Annotated in this window: 12 protein-coding genes and 1 tRNA gene; 7 read left to right on the forward strand and 6 right to left on the reverse strand. The window is 66.9% G+C overall.

Annotated elements, in window-relative coordinates; all coding sequences use genetic code 11:
* Positions 1-4: 4 nt before the first annotated feature.
* The 4 genes from AC1DSO_RS03705 to AC1DSO_RS03720 all read left to right on the forward strand — a co-directional run bounded on the left by AC1DSO_RS03705 (position 5) and on the right by AC1DSO_RS03720 (position 4,490).
* Positions 5-1,252: a glycosyltransferase family 61 protein gene (locus AC1DSO_RS03705; RefSeq protein WP_477067561.1), complete on the forward strand. Its 1,248-nt coding sequence runs from the start codon at positions 5-7 to the stop codon at positions 1,250-1,252.
* Positions 1,253-1,257: 5 nt separating this feature from the next.
* Complete coding sequence (locus tag AC1DSO_RS03710) at positions 1,258-2,430, forward strand: glycosyltransferase family 61 protein (RefSeq protein ID WP_477067562.1); 1,173 nt, start codon at positions 1,258-1,260, stop codon at positions 2,428-2,430.
* Positions 2,427-3,509 (forward strand): esterase-like activity of phytase family protein, encoded by a 1,083-nt coding sequence (locus AC1DSO_RS03715; RefSeq protein WP_477067563.1) that lies wholly within the window; start codon positions 2,427-2,429, stop codon positions 3,507-3,509. The genes AC1DSO_RS03710 and AC1DSO_RS03715 overlap by 4 nt, the downstream gene beginning before the upstream one ends.
* Before the next feature lie 90 nt (positions 3,510-3,599).
* Complete coding sequence (locus AC1DSO_RS03720; protein WP_477067564.1) at positions 3,600-4,490, forward strand: LysR family transcriptional regulator; 891 nt, start codon at positions 3,600-3,602, stop codon at positions 4,488-4,490.
* A 6-nt stretch (positions 4,491-4,496) separates the two neighbouring features.
* On the opposite strand, the gene AC1DSO_RS03725 is transcribed toward AC1DSO_RS03720, so the two are convergent.
* The gene (locus tag AC1DSO_RS03725; RefSeq protein WP_477067565.1) at positions 4,497-4,856 is read right to left on the reverse strand and encodes a response regulator; all 360 of its coding nucleotides are present in this window, start codon (positions 4,854-4,856) and stop codon (positions 4,497-4,499) included.
* 176 nt (positions 4,857-5,032) lie between these two features.
* Positions 5,033-6,301, reverse strand: coding sequence for a dicarboxylate/amino acid:cation symporter (locus tag AC1DSO_RS03730; protein WP_477067628.1), 1,269 nt, complete (start codon positions 6,299-6,301; stop codon positions 5,033-5,035).
* 88 nt (positions 6,302-6,389) lie between these two features.
* Here AC1DSO_RS03730 and AC1DSO_RS03735 point away from each other — a divergent pair.
* Positions 6,390-6,466: transfer RNA gene (locus AC1DSO_RS03735), tRNA-Arg, on the forward strand.
* Positions 6,467-6,636: 170 nt separating this feature from the next.
* Here AC1DSO_RS03735 and AC1DSO_RS03740 read toward each other — a convergent pair.
* On the reverse strand, positions 6,637-7,023 hold the full coding sequence (locus tag AC1DSO_RS03740; protein ID WP_477067629.1) for a DUF938 domain-containing protein: 387 nt from the start codon (positions 7,021-7,023) through the stop codon (positions 6,637-6,639).
* 138 nt (positions 7,024-7,161) lie between these two features.
* Between AC1DSO_RS03740 and AC1DSO_RS03745 the strand changes: the two genes are divergently transcribed.
* Together AC1DSO_RS03745 and AC1DSO_RS03750 are read left to right on the forward strand one after the other, a co-directional pair.
* Complete coding sequence (locus AC1DSO_RS03745; RefSeq protein ID WP_477067630.1) at positions 7,162-7,857, forward strand: hypothetical protein; 696 nt, start codon at positions 7,162-7,164, stop codon at positions 7,855-7,857.
* The gene (locus tag AC1DSO_RS03750) at positions 7,739-8,641 is read left to right on the forward strand and encodes an ATP-binding cassette domain-containing protein (RefSeq protein ID WP_477067566.1); all 903 of its coding nucleotides are present in this window, start codon (positions 7,739-7,741) and stop codon (positions 8,639-8,641) included. Before AC1DSO_RS03745 ends, AC1DSO_RS03750 begins: the two co-directional genes overlap by 119 nt.
* A gap of 348 nt (positions 8,642-8,989) precedes the next feature.
* Here AC1DSO_RS03750 and AC1DSO_RS03755 read toward each other — a convergent pair whose 3' ends face one another.
* From AC1DSO_RS03755 to AC1DSO_RS03765, 3 genes are read right to left on the reverse strand one after another with little or no spacing between them, the layout of a single operon-like run.
* Positions 8,990-11,662 carry an SH3 domain-containing protein gene (locus AC1DSO_RS03755; RefSeq protein WP_477067567.1) on the reverse strand — a complete coding sequence of 891 codons (2,673 nt, stop codon included), beginning with the start codon at positions 11,660-11,662 and terminating at the stop codon, positions 8,990-8,992.
* Between the two features lies 1 nt (position 11,663).
* On the reverse strand, positions 11,664-12,497 hold the full coding sequence (locus AC1DSO_RS03760) for a hypothetical protein (RefSeq protein ID WP_477067568.1): 834 nt from the start codon (positions 12,495-12,497) through the stop codon (positions 11,664-11,666).
* 37 nt (positions 12,498-12,534) lie between these two features.
* Positions 12,535-15,441 carry a hypothetical protein gene (locus AC1DSO_RS03765; RefSeq protein WP_477067569.1) on the reverse strand — a complete coding sequence of 969 codons (2,907 nt, stop codon included), beginning with the start codon at positions 15,439-15,441 and terminating at the stop codon, positions 12,535-12,537.
* Between the last annotated feature and the right edge of the window lie 208 nt (positions 15,442-15,649).

A 15,649-nucleotide genomic window follows, 5' to 3' on the forward strand; every position in this document is an offset into this window, starting at 1 on the left:
GCGGGTGCTACGCGTCGCTCGCCGCGTGGCCAAGGGCGCGACGAGCCGACTGAAGGCCCTGGTCCCGGAACGCCCGCTGGGCCCGGGTCTGCCGCTGACGGTCGTCAGTGAGGCGGCGGTTCTGTCCCGCGTCGCCAATGTGCTGGACGGTGACGTTCCCGCCGCGCCGGGCCTTATCGCGGAGGTGACGCCCGAGAGCGTGGAGGCGGAGGCGGAAACGCGCCTGCGACTGACGGGCCGCGTCGGCGGTGTCGGCGCGCCAGCGTGGGCCGCGGGCGCCGGCGGCGTCCGTCGCGCGTCTGTCGATCTCGTTCGCGCGCCAGGCGTCTGGCACGCCCCGGCCTTCGGCGCGGTGTTCAACGACCAGGGGCAAGTGTTCCAGAAAACGGTCCAGGAGGCGCTGTATCTGACGCCCACACTGGGCCTGTTGCCGGGGGTTCGCGTCGAAGGGGACCGAGCCGTGTTTCGCCCGCCGAACAAGGTCCCGCGGCTGGAGCGCGCCACCATCTTCATGGCGTGGGGAGGGCTGCATAACTATGGCCATTTCCTGATCGAGTGCCTGCCAGCCCTGGTCGCGGCGATCGAGACGGGCGCGACCGGGCGCTTCCCGGCGATCGCGCCGCCCCTGCTGCCCTGGCATCGCGATCTCCTGGCCCTGCTGCTGGGCTCGGCGCCCCCGCCCCGCGTGATCGAAGCCCCGCTGGCGCGGATCGAGGATGCGATCTACGCCTCGACCCTGGATCACTTCCTGCACGCGCCCAACGCGCCGCTGGATCGCGTTCGCGAGCGGATCTTGGCGACGTCGGCGGTCGATCCCACGGTCGGGCCACGGCGCATCTATGTCAGTCGCCGGGGCTCGGCCGACCATGTGCTGCTCAACGAGCTGGACCTGGAGACGGCCCTGGCGGCGCGCGGCTTCACGATCGTCAGGCCCGCCACCCTATCGGTCCGCGAACAGGTGGCGTTGTTCCACGGGGCCGACGTCGTCGTCGCCGCCGCCGGCACGGCCCTGGCCAATATCCTGTTCTGCCGATCGGGAACCAAGGTGGTCGAATTGCAGCCGACAAACGTCACCGCCGCGTGGTCCCGCAACCTCGCCCTGTTCGCCGACCTGGACTGGCGCGCCTTCTTCTCGCCCTCGCCGGTCGGTCAGGTCGAGATGATGCTGGAGGAATGGCTTCGTCCGGACGCGGCGTTTAGCTGGCGGCTGGATCTGCCGGCCTTCCTCGGCTTCCTCGACGGGGGGCTCTAGGGGCGATGGTCCAGTCCATCGACATCACCGCGTGCGACCTCGTCCCGCTGACCACGGCCTTGGCCGGCGGCGGCCGGGCCGTTCGTGCGCGCCTGATGGGCGACAGCGGCTATGTCCTGGCGCGCCCGATGCCGTGGCCGTGCGAAGGCGAGCAGATGAACGCCGACCACCGGTACGATTGGCCGACGCCGGCCATCGATCTCTATGTCGTCCGCGACGTGCTGGTGGGCGGTCCTGGCGGGCATCTGACCCTGGACGGCCAGCTCGTCTACGCGGACGGCCCCTATCCCAGCTACGTCAAGCACTGGTGGGACAACGGCATCACGCCCGAGCGCTGGGCGTTCTCCGCGCCCGCCAAGCGTCGGCTTGAGCGGGCGTTCGTGATCACGCACTTCAATTTCGTCTGGGGTCACTGGCTGACCGAGATGTATCCCAAGCTGTTCCTGATCCAGGCCTTGGCGGCGAGCGGGGTCACCGCTCCCGTGGTGCTGCCGGCCAGCGCCCCCGGCTATGTGGCGCGGATTGTCCGCCAGATGCTGCCGGGGCACGAGATCGTCACCTACGACCCGGCCCGTGAGGCGCTCCACGTCGACGTGGCCCTGCTGCCGCACATGCTGCACAAGGACTATATCTTCCACGACTTCCTCCGGTGGAAGCTGGAAGAACAGGCGCTGGCCTGGCCGCGCGGCGCCGGTTTCGACAAGGTGTTCGTCAGCCGCGCGGGGCTTCGCGCGCCCGGGGTCTTCCGCGAGATGGTCAATGAACCCGAGATCGAGGGCATCGCGCGGGAGCTGGGCCTGACCGTGCTGCGGCCCGAAACCCTCTCCTGGACGGACCAGGCCCGGATCTTCTCGCGCGCCCGCGTGGTGGCTGGCGAGTTCGGCTCGGGCCTGCACAACACGCTCCTGTCGCCGCCGGGCTGCCAGGTGGTGGCGCTGAACTGGCTGGTCGAGGTGCAGTCGCGGATCGGCAATTTCCGCCGCCACGACGTCGGCTACATCCTGCCGTCCGACGGTCGCCCGCGCCTGCACACGATCGAGGCCCAGAGCCAGCCCTTCACGATCGACCCCGCCGAGTTTCGCCGCAAGCTGACCGTGGCCATCGAGCGCGCCGAGGCCACGTCCGCCATGGCGGGCTGGGACGACGGTCCGCTTCTCGCGCCGGCGTTGCGGCTTTGAAGGCGCTGGTCCTGGCCGCGCTGCTCGCGGCGACGCCGGCGACGGCGAACGACCGGCTGTCGCTGATCAAGGCCTGCGAGACGCCCAAGGGGATCGTCTTCGAGGGCGGCGGCTACGGCGGCATCTCCGGCATCGACTACGATCCGCGCTCGGACCTCTGGGCGTTCATCAGCGACGACAAGTCCGAGCACGGGCCGTCGCATGTCTTCCTGGGTCGGCTCGATCTGCGCGCTGGCCAGCCCTGCGGACCGACGCTGGAGAAGATGGTTCCGCTGCGCCGTGAGGACGGCGAGACCTTCCCGGACCGCAAGGCCGGAACCGAGGCGGCGGACGGCGAGGCGATCCGCTTCGATCCGCTGAGCCACGACCTGATCTGGGCCACCGAGGGCGACTTCGACCACGGCTATCCGCCGGCGGTGCGGCGGATCAAGGCCGACGGGGCGCCGGTCAGCCGGATGGTGGTTCCCGAAATGCTGACCTTCCATGCCGGTGGCGAGACCGGCGCGCGCAAGAACGCGACCACCGAGGGCCTGTCATGGTCCGTTGACGGACGATCGATGTGGCTGTCGATGGAATGGCCGCTGGCGCAGGACGGCCCAATTCCTTCGGTGGCGCAGGGCGGCCTGACGCGCCTGACCCGCCTGGACCGTTCGGGACGGCCGTTGGCGCAGTACGCCTATCCGCTGGACCCGGTGCAGGCGGCCTCGCCGGTGGGCGTGAATGACAACGGCGTCAGCGAAATACTGACCCTGGACGACCATCGCCTGCTGGTGCTGGAACGCTCGGCCGCCAAGGGCGCGGATGGGCGCTACAGCTACCATATCCGCCTGTACCTGGCCGACCTGGCCAAGGCCCAGGACGTCTCGGCGGTCGAGAGGCTGGCGAAGACCTCCGTCCGGCCTGTCGAGAAGCGACTGTTGCTGAACTTTGACAGCCTGGGCGTCCGGATCGACAATCTGGAAGCCATGGCCTGGGGACCGCGCCTGAAGGACGGAGCCCGCACCCTCGTCCTGGCCTCGGACGACAATTACGACGCCAACCAGATCGACCAGATCCTTGTCCTGCGGTTCGGGCGATAGGATAGGCGCGGCGACGGCGGAAGCCCTGGACCTGAATCTTCGATGAGTTGATCATCGCGGTTCTCGCCCATCCGTGAGTAAGGCTCAGCAATGCGGCCCATCGCCCCCGCGGACCTGGCCAGTTTCCTGGCCATCGCCCGCCACAAGAGCTTCCGCCGCGCCGCCGACGCGCTGGGCTGCACGCCGTCGGCCCTCAGCCACGCCCTACGAGGGATCGAAGAGCGGCTGGACCTGCGCCTGGTCAACCGCACCACCCGCAGCGTCGCCCTGACCGAAGCCGGTGAGCGGCTGTTCGCCCGGGTGGCCCCGGCCTTCCGCGACATCGACGACGCCCTGGACGACCTCAACAATTTCCGCGACCAGCCGATGGGCACGTTGCGCTTCAACGCCTCGCGCGGCGCCGCCGAACTGGTGTTGCTGCCGGCCGTGAACCGCTTCATGGCCCGCCAACCCGGGGTGAAGGTCGAGATCATCGTCGACGGCGCCCTGGTCGACATGGTGGCCGAGGGCTGCGACGCCGGCGTCCGCTTCGGCGAGACCATCGCCCAGGACATGGTCGCCGTGCCGATCGGCCCGCGCCAACGCAGCGCCATCGTCGCCGCGCCGGCCTTCTTCGCGGGCCATCCCAGGCCGACCGCGCCCGAGCAGCTGAAGGACCTGCCTTGCATCCGCTTCCGCTTCGCCAGCGGCCGCTTCTATCACTGGGAGTTCGAGCGCGACGGGGTCGAGCTGAACATCGAGGTCGATGGTCCCCTGACCCTCGGCGACCAGGGGCTGATGATCCAGGCGGCGCTGGACGGCGTCGGCGTGGCCTTCGCCTTCGAGGACCAGGTCGCCGACCTGATCGCGGCCGGCAAGCTGGTCCGCGTGCTGGAGGATTGGTGCCCCTACTATGGAGGCTTCTACCTCTACTATCCCAGTCGGCGACGTGCGCCGGCGCCGCTGCGGGCCTTCATCGACTTCCTCCGCGAGGCGGAGTGAAGCCGTCTATTCGGCCCGGAACTTGTCGATTGCCTGGCGCAACGCCCCGACATTGATCGGCTTGGCCAGCACCTCGATGCTTTCGAAGCCTCGGCGGGGCAGATCGCCATAGCCGGTGGCGAAGACGAACGGCACGCCCTGCTCGCGCAGCGCTTCGGCGACCGGAAACACCATCTCGCCGCCGATATTGACGTCCAGCACCGCGCCGTCCGGGGCGGGCTCGCCGCTGCGCAGCCAGGCCAGGGCGTCGTCCACCGCGCCGAACGAACCGGCGACCTCGCATCCCAGGTCTCCGAGCATGTCCTCGACCATCATGGCCACCAGCGCCTCGTCCTCGACGATCATCACCTTGCTGGGCGGCTTCATGCGGCGAGATTCATCCTTGTCGCCAAGCCGCTATCGAACCGTGCGACGGCGTCCCGGGGCGTTAGATTCAACATCGCTCCAACATCGCACGTCGGTTGTATTTGAAACCCTAACATGCAGACGGCGCCGGACAAGCTTGCCCACCGTGGCGGGATGCGCGCTCGCCTGTCCCGGGATCAGGCGACGGCGGGTTCGACCGGAGCGGTTTCGCCACGCAGGACACGCGTCAGGCGGTCGCGGTCCAAGGCGCCTTCCCACCGCGCGACGACCAGGGTGGCCACGCCGTTACCGATCAGGTTGGTCAAGGCCCGGCACTCGCTCATGAAGCGGTCGACGCCGACCAGCACGGCCAGGGCCGCGATCGGAATGTCCGGAACGACCGCCAGGGTCGCGGCCAGGGTGATGAAGCCCGCCCCGGTGACTCCGCTCGCGCCCTTGGAGGTCAGCATGGCCACGCCCAGCAGGGCCAGTTCCTGCCCCAGCGAGATGTGCGTGTTGGTCGCCTGGGCCAGGAACAGGGTGGCCAGGGTCATGTAGATGTTGGTGCCATCCAGGTTGAAGCTGTAGCCGGTCGGGATCACCAGCCCGACGACCGAGCGCCGCGCGCCGGCGTTCTCCAGCTTTTCCATCATCTGCGGCAACACCGACTCCGACGAGCTGGTGCCCAGCACGATCAGCAGCTCCTCGCGGATGTAGGCCAGGAAGCGCAGGATCGAGAAGCCGCTGGCCCAGGCGATCGCGCCCAGCACCACCAGCACGAACAGCAGCGAGGTGACGTAGAAGGTCGCCACCAGCGCGCCCAGCTGCACCAGCGCCCCGATCCCGTACTTGCCGATCGTGAAGCCCATGGCCCCGAACGCGCCCAAGGGCGCCAGGCGCACCACCACGTGGATGACGCCGAAGAACAGCTTGGCCGTGTCCTCCAGAACATTGGCGACCTTGTCGCCGAAGTCGCCCAGCCGCGTGCAGGCGAAGCCCGTCAGGATGGCGACGACCAGCACCTGCAAAAGGTTTCCCTCGGCGAAGGCGCTGAAGAAGGTGTCGGGGATCAGGTGCAGCAGATAGGCGACCAGGCCGTCGCCATGCTGGGCCTTGGCCAGGTAGCCGGCCGCGATCGACGGGTCGAGCGTCTTGGGATCGATGTTGAACCCCGCGCCCGGCTTCAGGGTGCGCCCCACCACCAGGCCCAGGATCAGGGCGAGGGTCGAGACCACCTCGAAATAGAGCAGCGCCTTGATCCCCACCCGGCCGAACGCCTTGATGTCGCCCATCCGCGCGATGCCGCCGGCGACGGTGCAGAAGATCACCGGGGCGATCACCAGCTTGATCAGCTTGATGAAGCCATCGCCCAGCGGCTTCACCGCGACCCCGACCTTGGGCCACAGCGCCCCGACCAGCACCCCCAGGGCGATGGCGATCAGCACCTGGACATAGACGGATTTCAGATGCCGCATCATGTTCGCCCCCGAGCGTCGCCGACGGGGTTCGCACGCCCGCCTTCTTGCGCTATTGACCCAGACCCGCGCGAAACGCGGCCCGGTAGCTCAGCAGGATAGAGCAGCGCTTTCCTAAAGCGAAGGTCAGGGGTTCGAGTCCCTTCCGGGCCGCCAGGCGAGTTGCTGCATGTCGGGACAACTTAGAATCGGCACGATTCCAAGTTAAGACCGACGATAATGCGAGCTAATCGCAAGTTCAGCGTTTAGCCGCGTGGCCAATGTGCGCCACGAACGGACCTTTGCGCGCCTCCGAGAAACGGACCTTGGCCGAGCGTGCCTAGCGGCTACGTCTTTCGGAACACGAGTACTAGGTTGTTCGCGGGCATGGTGAGACGTTCGGAAAGGCCAAGGCCATGGGTGGCCGCCAAGGCGACCAGATGGTCCAGGCGGCGAATTCCCCACTCGATATTGCGTCGCCTCAGGCTCTGATCGAACTCGAGGTTGCTGGGCGCTGTCGGCGTGTCGCCCTCGATGAAGGGGCCGTACAGGAACAGGTCGCCGCCCGCAGGCAGCACACGCGCAGCGCCCGCCATCAGGCCGGCCGTGGCCGTCCACGGCGAGATATGGATCATGTTGATGGCGAGAACAGCGTCGGCTCGTTCGACGGGCCAGGTGTCCGGTTGCGACGCATCCAGCACCAGCGGACACAGAAGGTTGGTCCAATAATCGATTCAGCTGCCGCCAAGAGAGCAACTGCTGCCCCGAGATAGTTGGCCCAGCGTGATGGAAGTACGCTTTGCCGCGATAGGTGTCGTTGAAGACTTTCCGATCGCCGCAGCTACGATATCGCTCGTACGCCGCAGCACCAGATTGGCAGCCTAGCTGACGTGCTGAACGGCATCCCGTCGTTGAGCATCGAACCGGGAGGCCCGTTGAAGCTGAGAGGCTCAAGCGGCGCCACAATTCTCATCGATGGACAGCCCGCACCTGAACTCAATGGTGCCAACCAAGCAGACGTTCTCCAGTCGCTTGGCGCCGTGCGTTTCTCGCGCGTAGAGATCATGACCAATCCCTCGGCCGCCTTCAGCCCGGAGGGGGGGGCCGGCCTCATTAACCTCGTCACCGCAGAGGCATCGGGCAAGGCGGCCAAGCCGCCTTTCGCCGGGACTGTGACTGCTTCGGCGGTTTCCAATGGTGGCTATGCTCTGGTCGTCAATAAGAGCCCTGGCTCGGGTAGCCTTCCTATCGCGGGAAATTTCTCGGTCCGGCGTAACCGGCTCGAAAGCTCCAGCATTACCGAACGCGCGCTGGTTGACGGTTTGTCCGTCATCAGCAGTAGCCAATCGAGCTCCTCGCGGCGGCGCAATGACACCAGCGACGGTGGCTTGAGCCTGAATAAGAGATTCGCGTCGGGTGGCCGGATAAGCTCTAGTCTTGGATACTTGGTTGGCCTTCGTCTCCATGGCCGCGTTTTTCGTCTCTGGTGGCCATCATTCTTTGGGCGCCTTTGTCGCGCTGAATGCCTACAAAGACCTGCTGTCCCAGTCGCTGGTCACGGCCTTTGACCTCTATGCGCGGTATAAATCCCATTCGGTCCACTTGCGTCAGGCCAATGAGATCATCCAGCAGTCCCCCATGCGGCCGGCCCCTGTCGATACGATTCAAGGCGGCCAAGTAGCGTTGCGCGGCGTTACGTTTCGCTACAGCGACTTCGAGGATCCCGTTCTGCGGGACGCCGACCTTCGAATCGAGCCGGGGGAGTTCGTTGTACTAGTGGGAAGCTCTGGCGCGGGAAAGTCCACGGTTGCCAAGCTGATCTGCGGCATGGTGGCACCGGAAGTCGGCAAGGTCACGATCGATGGCCTCGCGGCCACTTCCTCGCGCCGAGGCCTCGGTTCTCTGTTCCAGAGTGACCGACTACTCTCTGCCTCGATCCGCGACAACGTCACGCTATTCCGCACGGGCGTCTCAGATGAGGCGATCTACGAGGCACTGAAGCTGGTCGAGATGGACACATTCATTCGCTCATTGCCCATGCGGCTGGACACATATCTTGCTGACTCGCTTGCAAGCATTTCGGGGGGGCAGCGCCAGCGCATTCTGCTAGCGAGAGCCCTTCTTGGTCGGCCGCGCCTGCTCATCCTCGACGAGGCCACCTCTGCCTTGGATGTCGAGACCGAAAGAAGGGTGCTCAGCAATCTATCTGGGACCGGTGCGACAATCGTTTTGGTCGCCCATCGACCAGAGGCACGCATTCGTGCCGATCGAGTGTATGAAGTTCGAGATGGCTTGATCGGCGTTGCAGCCGCCGCGCCGGAGAACAAGTTGGTCACTGCGGACGCGAGATAGTTTTATGAGGAGCTGTCCGGCCGCCAGGCGCTGCTGCCGGTGGCTAGTATCCTGGGACTACGCGACCAGCTTGATGCGCTCGTTCACGCAATCGACGAGCTGAGCGTCCACTGACCGGCGTTCATGGATGCTCTATCTGGCTTTCGGGTCAGTCTTAAGTGGTCGACATCCTTTTTGGTGCCAGCCTTAAGTGGTGGCCTCAGGTCGTCGAATTGCGCCTTCTCATAAAAATCAATACCTTATCCGGACTGCGTTAAGTGGTCCCGACACTGCAGTCCTCCTTCCGCCCCGGCGCTTTGGTCGAGATCGAGTTCGCCTACGCTCGCTAGGCGCGGCTCACCCCAGACCTCAAAGAACCCGCCACTCCAGATCCTCATCCAGCGAAGGCGAATAGATGCCGTCGCAACGGCCCTCGAACCGCTCGGCCTGAAGCTTGTGCAGCCAGGACGAGGTGTTGGGACCGAAACTGCCGTCGGGACCGGACAGGGCCAGGTGTTGCTGCAAGTTCAACACCGCCTGGCCGCTCGAGCCAAATCGCAGCCGGCGCAGCGCCCGCCATTCTGGCGCGTCGCCGGCCAGCCCCCGACGGCGTAGGTCGGACGCCAGCAGCGCCTCGGCGCCGGTCAGGAGCATGTAGAGATAGGGCGTTCCGGCGGCCGCGCCCCGCGCCGGCAGGCCAGCGGCGGCGCGGAACTTCGCCCATGGGCCAGAATGCACGCCGCCAGGGGTCGCCGAGCCAACCACGACTTGGCAGCCGACGGAGCTGAAACTGTCCGGCCCGCCGTAGAAGCTGGGGTGGATGTTGTCGCCCGGCGCGCAGACGTCGAACATGTCGGTCCGCTCATAGCGCAGATCGTTGGACGACCGCCGCACCACGACGACGCGACGGTCGGACTCGGTCTTGCGCAGGACGAAGCAGCCGGGCTTGCCGTTGTGCGCGCCGGTTATGTAGCGATACAGCCCCGTCGGCAGAATGTTGCCCGCCTCGTGCGTCCGGGTCCAACCCACCACGGCCTTGGCGTTGGGCACGGTCGAAGCTGGAAAGACGGCGATCCTGCCGGCCGCCCGATCCCATACGCCCATCACGCAGCGCGCCGACTGATGGTCAGGCCTGCGGTCCAGCAGGATGGCCTCGTCCTGGAAGCCGTCGCCGGCCTGGATCAGGCCGCAGCCCCGCAGGCCGAACAGGATCGGCGTCTGGGTGTCGAGCACGAAGTCGTTCAGCCGCGCCAGGGCCTCCAGATCGGCGGCCTGGAAGGCGAAACGTTCGCCGGGCGGTTGGATCGACTGGAGATGCGCATAGTCGATGGCCTTGGCGTCGCTTGCCCAGATGACCTGCGAGCGCGCCAGGATGTCGGCCTGGTGTTCGGCGACGTCATCGGGCGCCGCCACGGCCTTGGCGACCGCCTCCTCTTGGGTGGTGTTGCTCCACGCTTCGTCCGGCGTGGGCGCCTGGGCGACCTCGGAGACGATCGAGGCCTCCGGCGCATTGGCCAGGGACGGCGCGACGGTGACGCTTTCGCGCAGCCCCTTCTCGAAGAGGGCGGCCTCGGCCTCGCGTCGCCGGGTCAGTCCCGCCTCGACGTCCTGGCCTTGCCAGATCCGTATCATCGACCGCAGCAGGGCCGGGATGACGGCGAAGTTCTTCTCCGCCATGGCCGCACGGATGGCCCGCATTTCCTTGCGGCGATCGATGGGGTCGCCCGGCTTCCGCGGCGAGGTGTAATCGTCGCCGCGATTGAAGGTCAGCGAGACCAGCACGCCAAAACAGTCGCCAGACAGCAGGTCGCAATTGGGCAAGGCGGCGTTGGTCTTGGCGATCGTGGCGGGCAGGTCGACCGCCCGGAACACGGCCTCGGCCACCACCCACGGCACGACGATGTCGGAGAGGCTCGGGATGGTCGCCTTGGCCGCCGCCTTCGTCAGGCCGATCGTCGCCTTCAGGCGCGTGCGGGCGTCCAGCGGCAAGGCGGCCCAGTTGCGGTCGAAGGCCTGGGGTGTGGTGAACGCCAGGTCGTGGCCGATGCCGATTGTGACGCCCGAGCTCCCGCCCGGCCAGGTCGGGCGCGTGTACTTTCGCTCGTAGAGCGCCCTTCCGCCCGTCTCGAACTCGACGATCAGGTTCCAGGCCTCGTCGGAGACGGTGGGCGGCCCCGCAGGGGCCGAGGTCAGGGTCACCGGCGCGGGACTCGGCGCCTGGGGCAGCGGTTCCAGGCTGGCGGTCTCACCGACCAGGCGTAGGTACTCGCCGTTGCGGTCGGCCATCAAGAAGGGGTCCACCGCGTGCAGCCGGCCCGTCTGGGCCAAGGCCGCCACCCCCTTGAGCCAGTCGACCAGGAGGATGCTGTTCACGCCCCGGCCACTGGAAGAACTCTGGCTGATCCACAGTTCACCGGTCCCGGGCGAGCGGATCACCTGTACGATGTGGTCGACGCCATAGACCCGCGGCGGCTTGTTCTTCTCCCACTCGTGTTCGCCGAAGTTGCAGCCGATCAGCATGCCTTCGCGTAGCGCCGAGGCCACGACCGCTGCGCCATGCAGCGCCATGCCCGTCCGCGCCTCGATCTGGGAGATGATGCCGTCGGAGTGGGTCTCGAACACCCCGTAGTCCGAACGCTCGAACACCACTTCCGGCCTGGCCGCAGCGTTGACGGCGTCGAAGGCCGCGCGCGTGATTTCCGCCACCCAGCCAGAGCAGTCGATCTGCCCCTGGCTGCTGTGCTTGGCGCCCAGCTTGTAGGCCACCCGACCCTTTTGGGCTTCGGTGGCCGACCAGAGCACCGCATTGGCCTCCCTGGGCACGGGCGACGGCGCCAGGCTCAGCTGGATGAGGTAGCGGCGAGCGACATAGCCTTCCAGCGGCGACCCGGTCGGGCGCACCTTCCACCAGTCCTCGGACAGCCCGTCTTGCACGGCGACGGTCTGCCCCTTGTTGAGGGTCGCCAGGATGCCCGCCTCCAACCCCGGTTCGCGGCGTAGGTTCAGGCGGTTGGCCTTCACGGCATAGGTCTGCTCAGCCATGTCAGCCGACCGCATTCAGGCGGGGGTCGCGGCCGTCGTCCTCGGCCTTTGGAGATCCGTGCGGGGCGGCCTTGTAGGCCAGGTACGACGCGTGGCTGATGCCCATCAGCGTCACGAAGCTGCCCGACAGCACCGGCATCTGGGGGAAGGTCTTCCCGGCGAACGCGGCCCACAGGTTGGCGCAGTAGACGCCGATCAGCAGCAGGGTGATGGCGAACTGCTGGACCTTACTGAGATCGGCCGAGGCCGCGTTGGCGACGTCGTCGCCACGGAACATGTCGGTCCAGGACGCCAGCTGCGGAGAGGTCAGCTTGAACAGGCGACCGGTGGCGCTGGCCTCGTCGGCCGACAGGTTGAGCCGCTCGGAGGTGGTCTCCAGCGACGTCGTCGACTCGGCCTGATCGGCCTTCAGCCCCAGCAGGGTCGGCGTCGCCACGAAGGATCCCGCCGCGATGCCCATCGCGAACAGCAGTTCTGGCGGCAGCAGGATATTCAGCGGGTCGTCGACCTTGTGGAAGAGGTTCAGAGACGCGCCCGTGATCAGCGCGGAAATCACCACCACGCTCCACAGCACCATCTGGAACTTCGACAGGCTGACTCGATTGCGGCTGTCGATCAGCACGCCCTCCAGGCGACCGTTTACCGCCCCGCCGATGATCATCAGGCTGACCGTCACCAAGACCAGGGTCCAGACCCAGATCCACTGGAAGTGGGGCGTCAAGCGCATGGCGTTCAGCGCCGCGATCAGGACCACGAACAGCAGCAGCAGCCACATCGCCAGAGGACGATGTCGGTGCAGCGCGAGCAGGTAAGGGACATGGCGCTTGTTCGGCATGGACAATCCCCTGGTCTGTTGGATGCGAAGGCGGCCGCTAGGCCAGGACCACCGTTTGGGGCGGCCCGTTGCTGGGACGATAGGTCATGGTCAGGGTCATTGGACGCTGAGGCGCGCCGGCCAGGTCGACGATGGCCAGCAGCAGCGCCACGGTCAGCGGATGGACATCCTTGCCAGCCCAGAAGAGGTACTTCTTGTTCAGCTTGAGCCAGCTCCGGCCAGTCGAGGCGATATCGCGCTGGGCGGTCCGATACTCCCGCTCGTCCCAGAGATGCGGATCGGGCTTGGGGTCCCTCGGATCGGCGGGCGAGGCCTCATAGACGTCGCCCATCAGGTCGATCATCGCGACCAGATTGCTCAACCGCTCGTGCTGCTGCAGGAAGTAGTCGAAATGGCGCTGGCCATCGGTGGTCCAGTTGACGCCCACCGGCGGCCATTTCGCGGGGTAGTCGAGGAACACCTCGGCCACGGTCCGCTCCCGCCCGTGAACCTTAGCGAAATTCCCTATCAGCTCGGCGTTGACGGTGTTGACCGCTTCACTGAAGTCCTTGGTCTTCACGGCGTGCGCGCGTAGCAGCGCCTGGATGCCCGCCTCGACGATGGCGCGGCGCGCCACGTCGGTGAGTTGGCCGTTCTGCCGCTGCCCCAGCTTCAACAGCGTGATCGGATCCTTGCCCGTCAGCCAGAGCTTGGCGTTGAGGTCCGCCGCCAGGCGCTTGTCCGATCCGTCGATCCGCCAGGCGTCGAACTGCTTCACGCTTTCGTCGGTGGTGTTGGCCGCCAGGAGGCCGACATCCTCCAGGCTCTGGATGAACCCAACCAGCTCACCACGCTTAAGCGACTGGTCCTTGTGGCTGAGGTTGACCCCGACATCGAGGGCGCGCCGCACCGACGGCGGAGCGCCTTCCAGGGCGCGCAGGAGCCGCAGGCCGTAGACATCGACGAACGAGATCTCCCGCCCTTCCGTTGGTCCGGTGAAGCGCTTGACCAGCTGGCCCTGGGTGTCGATCTGGATATTGCCCGCGCCGTCGGCCAAGGCGGCGGCCTCGCCCGACAGCAGCGTCGCCCCGTTCATGGCGAAGCCGAACAGAACCACCTCGTAGCCCAGCTTGCTTTCGCTCTTGCTGAACCGTCGGATCGACGACTTCTCGCGATCGAGATCGAACCCGGACGAGGACGGCTGATCGAACAGCGGCAGCAGCGCCTTGAGGTCGCCGCGGGTCAGGGCGTCGAAAACGGCGCGCGCGCCCTCGTTGCGCCCGGTCAGCACGCCGGAGAACTGATAGGACGTCTCGCTGTCTCGCGACTCCTCGAACAGCACCTGGGCGGCCACCTTGCGGCGCGCGGCGTCTTCCGCCTCGGCGACGACCTTGCGGAACAGGGCGTCGTAACGTGCGACCAGCCTGCGGGCGCCGGCCAGGGCGTCGTCGGCGCTGGCGAACACGGCCTTGCTGGCTTCGCCGGCTTTCTTCAGCTCGACGCCGAGCGCCTTGATCTTGGCGGCGTCCTGACCGACCAGCTTATCGACCTCGGTCTTGAAGGCAGTCTCGACCTTGCCGGACAGCGCCTCAACGGCCGCCTTCAGCTGGTCGCGGAACTGCGCCTGGGCGAAGGCCGGAAGACGTCCCGCCAGCTGGTCGACGACCTTGTCGGCCTGGCCTTGCGCCGCGGTCAGCAGACCCGACTTGTCGAGCGCGCCCGACACCTCGCCGGCGACCCACGCGGTCACGGCGGACTTGTCGCTGGTGTCGATTCCGAGCGCGCCCTGGAGATCGCGCACGATCGCGCCTCGCAGGGCCTCGTCGTCAACGATAGCCTTGGCGGCGTTGCTCAGGAGATCGCCCGCCTCCTTCTGGGCCCAGATCCCGGGCGACAGATAGGGCTGGATCTTCTCAAGGCCGCCCTGCCAGACGTTGATCGCCTTCTGCAGGATCTCATGGACCCGACCCGCCAAGGACGACAGGTCGATGTCCAACCCCAGGGAGAGGCCGGCGCTCGCCCCCTTCCCGGTCACGCGGGACAGGGTCGCGATGATCTGGCGTCCGCCGCTCTGCGCGGGCGAGGCGGCGCGGAAGGACAGCGCGTAGCCGCCGTGCAAGTCGACCGAGAGCTTCACGGCCGCGCCCAGTGCGCCGACGACGCCCGCGCCGAACGCCAGGGTGTCGGCCAGTGAGACCTCGACCTCGGCCGAGGCCGCGCCTTCGAATTTGTAGATGACCCCGGCCAGATCGGTCGTCGCGAAGGCGTCCCACACCGCCTCGAAGCTGAAGGGACTAGGCAGCTGTGTCAGGCGCTGGGCCACCGCGCCGCCAAACAGCGCATCCTGATCCCGCACGTCATAGTAATAGTGCAGCTCGGCGTGGGCGGAGGTCGCGGCCTTGGCGCCGAGGGTCCAAGGCTGGAACGGAAGGGTTGCGCCCGCTTTGGCTGCCAGGTCGCCGACCGCGCTGATGCGCAAAAGCGGCGCAGGCATGGCGTCGCTGGCGTAGCGCCAGGCGTCGCCGGCCTCGAACTCCAGGCTCGCCTTGGTCTGGAGTCCCAGGGTGAACTTGTCGCCGACGGGCAGCGGCGTCTCCTTGTCGATCAGGCGCCACGCCGCCAGGCCAAGGTCGCTGTCAGCGCCCGCGGAGTCGAAGGTCGAGATCTTCCGCAGCAGAAGCTTGTACTTTTCAGGGATCTTCGCCTCGGCGCCGGCGATCTTGCCGACCAGGCCGGCGATCTTCACGCGGAGCGCCTCGGCATCGAGCTTGGCGAACGCCGCCTTGGCCACGTCCGACTCGATGTCCTTGCCGCTCAGCTCGAGGAAGGCCTCCAGGCTGGGCAGGTCCTCGACCTCGGCGGCGGCCCTCCACCATGCCGTGGCGAGGTCGCGAAAGGCCTTCAACAGTTCGATGTCGTCCGCCAGTGAGCGGCCCGCCTGCAGCAGGGTCTCGAAGGTCGCCATCTCATGTCCCAGAAGGTTTGGAGCTTACGGCTAATCGACCCGCGCACTCGCGGGGGTACTCCACGCAAACCAAGCAACGGCCACGTTCTCGCAAAGCGAGTGAGGCGAAGTCTATACAAGCTTAGCTTTACGTTTCAGTGCGCTGGCGTCAATTCAAAATTGCATTTTTGAAGCGCGGCCCGCGCCCACCTCCGGGGACGGGATCGCC

The organism is Caulobacter sp. P4_E5 (assembly GCF_056401555.1).

What these genes read in the sequence shown, in the direction of transcription:
- AC1DSO_RS03710 (WP_477067562.1), top strand. Translation starts at nt 1,258, where the DNA reads ATGGTCCAGTCCATCGACATCACCGCGTGCGACCTCGTCCCGCTGACC.
- AC1DSO_RS03720 (WP_477067564.1), top strand. Translation starts at nt 3,600, where the DNA reads ATGCGGCCCATCGCCCCCGCGGACCTGGCCAGTTTCCTGGCCATCGCC.
- AC1DSO_RS03725 (WP_477067565.1), bottom strand. Translation starts at nt 4,856, where the DNA reads ATGAAGCCGCCCAGCAAGGTGATGATCGTCGAGGACGAGGCGCTGGTG.
- AC1DSO_RS03755 (WP_477067567.1), bottom strand. Translation starts at nt 11,662, where the DNA reads ATGGCTGAGCAGACCTATGCCGTGAAGGCCAACCGCCTGAACCTACGC.
- AC1DSO_RS03760 (WP_477067568.1), bottom strand. Translation starts at nt 12,497, where the DNA reads ATGCCGAACAAGCGCCATGTCCCTTACCTGCTCGCGCTGCACCGACAT.
- AC1DSO_RS03765 (WP_477067569.1), bottom strand. Translation starts at nt 15,441, where the DNA reads ATGGCGACCTTCGAGACCCTGCTGCAGGCGGGCCGCTCACTGGCGGAC.